This is a genomic window from Photorhabdus hindustanensis, assembly GCF_002968995.1.
GTDB lineage: Bacteria > Pseudomonadota > Gammaproteobacteria > Enterobacterales > Enterobacteriaceae > Photorhabdus > Photorhabdus akhurstii.
Genome location: NZ_PUWT01000137.1, coordinates 1 through 4,575 on the forward strand (window position 1 = coordinate 1; position 4,575 = coordinate 4,575).

Here is a 4,575-nt window from a genome sequence, read left to right on the forward strand (position 1 = left end):
CTGCCGAATGCCTGTAATGCGCGTAGTAAAATCAGCTGTTCAACTTGTGTCGCCAAGGTACACAACGCACTGGCGACGACGAATAATGCGATACCGACAAACCGGTCAGATACATTCTGCCCCCACGGCGGTCGCGCCGGTGAACGGTATCAAAAATCAGCCACTGGTCTTGCCGCCCGGTCAGCCGTTTGAACTGAGTTTGCCCCCGGAGACCGTCAAAGGACAAACTGTCGACCCGGTGATACGCGTGGTGACCCCCGATACTCGCCTGCCGGATAACAGCCTGTATACCGTGCAGCCGGGCAGCGACAGCCACTATCTGGTGGAGACCGACCCGAAATTTACCCAGTATAAACAGTGGCTGGGTTCTGACTATATGCGGCAACAGTTAACGCATGACCCGGCGCTGGTCCACAAACGCCTGGGCGATGGGTTCTACGAACAGCGGTTGGTGCGCGACCAAATCACCCAACTGACCGGTCAGCGCTATCTGCCCGGTTACAACAACGACGAAGCGCAGTTTAAAGCGCTGATGGATGCCGGTGTCGCTTTTGGCAAACAGCAGCAATTAACGCCGGGCGTCGCCTTAAGCCCGGCACAGATGGCGTTGCTGACCTCAGACATTATCTGGCTGACTAACCAAACCGTCACCTTGCCGGATGGCACGACCGAGGTGGTCACCGTGCCGCAGGTTTACGCGCGTGTCCGTCAGGGCGACCTGCGCAGTGATGGCAGTTTACTCGCCGGGAATACCGTGGCGCTCAACAGTCAGGGCGATATCACCAACAGCGGCACGATAAGCGGGCGTGACGTTACCCAACTGACGGCCAACAATCTGACCAACAGCGGCTTTATTCGCGGCGGCAAAGTGGATTTGACGGCCCAGCAGACGCTCACCAACCGGGGCGGCCGGATTCAGGGCGATGACCGGGTAACCCTGACAGGCCGGGATATCATCAGCGCATCGACGGTGCGCGGGGATGAGGCTAACCGCTGGTTAGACCGTCCAGCGGGCATCTATGTGCAGAATGATAAAGGCACCTTATCGCTGAGCGCCATCAACAATGTGCAATTAACCGCCAGTGATGTCAAGAATGCCGGTAAAGACGGTCACACCGAGATAACCGCAGGCGATGACCTGACGCTGGACGCCTTAAGCACGCGCCGTACAGAGCAGGGGAATTGGGGGAAAGATAACTATCGCCATCTGACCCAACAACAGGATATCGGCAGCCAGATAACCGGTGCCGGTGAGGTGACCCTGCAAGCCGGGCAGGATTTGAACGCCACCGCCGCCCACGTCAACGCCGGTCAACAACTGACGGCGCAGGCCGGCAATAACCTGACGCTGACCACCGGTACCGCGTCCTCAGACTTAGTGGAACACAGTAAACAAACCAGCAAAGGCTGGCTGTCGAAATCGTCAGTGGAAACCCACGACGAAGTGCATGACCGGCAGGCCCTGAGCACCACATTCAGTGGCGATAAGGTCAATCTCCAGGCCGGTAAAGACTTAAATATCAGCGGCAGTAATGTCGCCGGTACGCAGGATGTCAGCCTGAGCGCCGGTCATCAGCTCTCCGTCACCACCGCCGCGGAAGCGCACGATGAAACCCATTTGCGGCAGGAGAAAAAATCGGGCCTGATGGGGACCGGGGGGATTGGCTTCACCTTAGGCAAAGCCAGCCAGAAAGTCACCACCGACAGTGACAGCCAGCTGAGTAAAGGCAGCACGGTCGGCAGCAGCCAGGGCAACGTGACCCTCAACGCCGGAGAACAGCTCAGGGTTCACGGCAGCGAAGTGATTGCCGGTAAAGACCTGACGCTGACCGGTCAACAGGTCGATATCACCGGCGCGGAAAACCGCCATCACGCCTCGACAAAAACCGAACAAAAGCAGAGCGGCTTAACTGTGGCGCTGAGTGGCGCCGCTGGCGGGGCCGTTAACAGCGCGGCGCAAACCGCCAGAACCGCCCGCACTGAAAGTGACCCACGAGTGAAAGCGCTGCAAAATACTAAAGTCGCGCTGAGCGGGGTACAGGCCGTGCAGGCTGGCCGACTGGCGGCAGCTCAGGGCAGTGACGACAAAGGCAATAATAATCTGGCCGGGGTGAGCCTGTCCTATGGGCGTCAATCTTCCCGTTCAGAACAGCAGCACCGCCAGACCACCCAACAGGGCAGCCGTCTCACTGCCGGGGATAACCTCACCGTAACCGCCAAAGGGGATGGCAAAGACGCATCAGGCCAGCATGGCGATATCCGCATTCAGGGCAGCCAGTTACAGGCGGGTAAAGACCTGCAACTCCATGCTAACCGGGATATTCAACTCTCCTCCAGCCAGAACACCGAACAGACTACCGGCAAAAACAGCAGCCACGGCAGCTCGCTAGGTGTGGGCCTGACCGCGGGGCCGGGGGGCACCGGCCTGAACGTCTCGGCCAATGTCAGTCGGGGCAACGGCCGTGAAAACGGCAACGGCGTCAGTCACACTAACACCACGTTACAGGCGGGACAGACCGTCGGGCTGAACAGTGGCCGGGACACGACGCTAAAAGGCGCTCAGGTCAGCGGCGAACAGATTACCGCCGAGGTGAAACGTCATCTGACCCTCAGCAGCGAGCAGGACAGCCAGCGCTATGACAGCAAACAACAGAATGCCAGCGCGGGCGTCAGCGCCACCGTGGGCCCCCTCACCAACGGCACCGCGAGCCTCAATGCCAGCCGCAATAAACTCCACAGCAACTATGACAGCGTGCAGGAGCAGACCGGGCTGTTTGCCGGCAAAGGCGGCTATCAGGTTAACGTCGGCGACCACACCCAACTGGACGGCGCGGTGATAGCGAGTCAAGCCGATAAAGCCAACAACACCCTGAACACCGGGACGCTGGGCTTCAAGGACATTCACAATCAAGCGGATTTTACTGTTGAGCAGCAAAGCGCGGGCGTCAGCCTCGGCCAACCGACCGCCGGTCAGGTCCTGAATAATCTGGCGGTCAATGGGCTGAGCGGTTCCCATAACCAGGGCCATGACAGCACCACCACGCACGCCGCCGTCAGCGACGGCAACCTGATTATCCGGGACAAAGCGCACCAGACACAGGATGTCGCGACCCTCAGCCGCGATACCGATAATGCCGCCAATGTCCTCAGTCCGATATTTGACAAGGAAAAAGAGCAACAACGGCTGAAACAGGCGCGACTGATTGGCGAAGTCAGCGCCCAGATGACCGAGATAGCCAGTACGGAAGGGAAAATTATCGCCACCAAAGCGGCGAAAGCGAAGCTGGACCATATCAGTGAGCCGGACAAAGCGGCAGCCAGAAAAAAACTGGTCGACAGCGGCAATCCACACCCGACTGCGGCGGATATCAATAAGCAAGTTTATGACACCGCTTACACACAGGCGCTGAATGACTCGGGCTTTGGGACCGGCGGAACCTATCAGAAAGCCCTACAGGCGGCTACGGCAGCGATTCAGGGCTTAGCGGGCAACAATCTCGGTCAGGCGCTGGCCGGGGGCGCTTCACCGTATCTGGCGGGAGTGATAAAAGAGCTGACCACCGACCCGAAAACCCATCAGGTGGATATCGCCACCAACACGCTGGCCCATGCCATTCTGGGGGCAGTGGCCGCCGAAGTCAGCGGTAACAATGCCCTGTCGGGTGCCGCGGGTGCGGCGTCGGGGGAACTGGCGGCTCAAGTCCTGATTAAGCAGCTTTACGGTGATGGAGCCAAAATCAGTGAGTTAACGGAGGAGCAGAAACAGACTATCAGCACCCTTTCCACCCTGGCGGCAGGACTGGCAGGCGGTATTGCTGGTGACTCCACCGCCAGTGCCCTCACTGGGGCTCAGGCCGGAAAGAATGCGGTAGACAACAACCACCTCAGTGTGGAGAAGAATCAATCACGCAGTGAGGAACTGGTTAATTGTCAGGGTGATACCAGTTGTCGTGCGACTGTCAGGGATAAATATCGGCAGGAGTATGACAAGGTTCAGGAGCGGATAGCAACGTGTTCAGGGGCTGACCAGTGCGTTGCCGTTGCCAAAGAGCTGCGGGCATTGCAAGGTGATTACAGCACCCGGATGAGTGAAATTCAGGAAAAAGCCAGAATGCAGGGACTGGATTCCCTCACACCGGCAGAAGTGCGGGAATGGGCAGATTTACGCGGTGCCATGTCGAATATTGACGCATCACGGAATTTGGTGCTCCATCGTGCCCAAGTCACCGGCGGCTCAGAAGAAACCACCCAGGAAATCGTGAAGATTATGGGGCAGACGGGGATTGCGGCGTCTGCGGGAGTGGCCGGTGGAATTAGTAAGGTTGGCGCGAAGGGAGTAAAAGAAAAGAGTGGAAATACCGATAAACTTCCTAATGGACAACAAGTCAATCACTTCGAAGAGAGTTTACACAATCTCCCTCCAGGAGAACGTGTAGCTCAAGTCAAGCAAATGGCAGCCCAAGTTATTTCATCAAATGGAATGATTAAAGATAATCGGTTAACTAAACTAAATAATCGGGATGTTTATAAAGGGAAAGATGGTTATCTTTATGCATTGGATACTCAACATGGCCG

The 4,575-nt window shown here is 57.5% G+C and carries 1 pseudogene; it reads left to right on the forward strand.

Going from position 1 to position 4,575, the window contains the following annotated elements:
- Positions 1 to 94: 94 nt before the first annotated feature.
- Positions 95 to 3,892: pseudogene (locus C6H66_RS24605) on the forward strand (hemagglutinin repeat-containing protein); the annotation flags it as partial.
- Positions 3,893 to 4,575 lie beyond the last annotated feature (683 nt).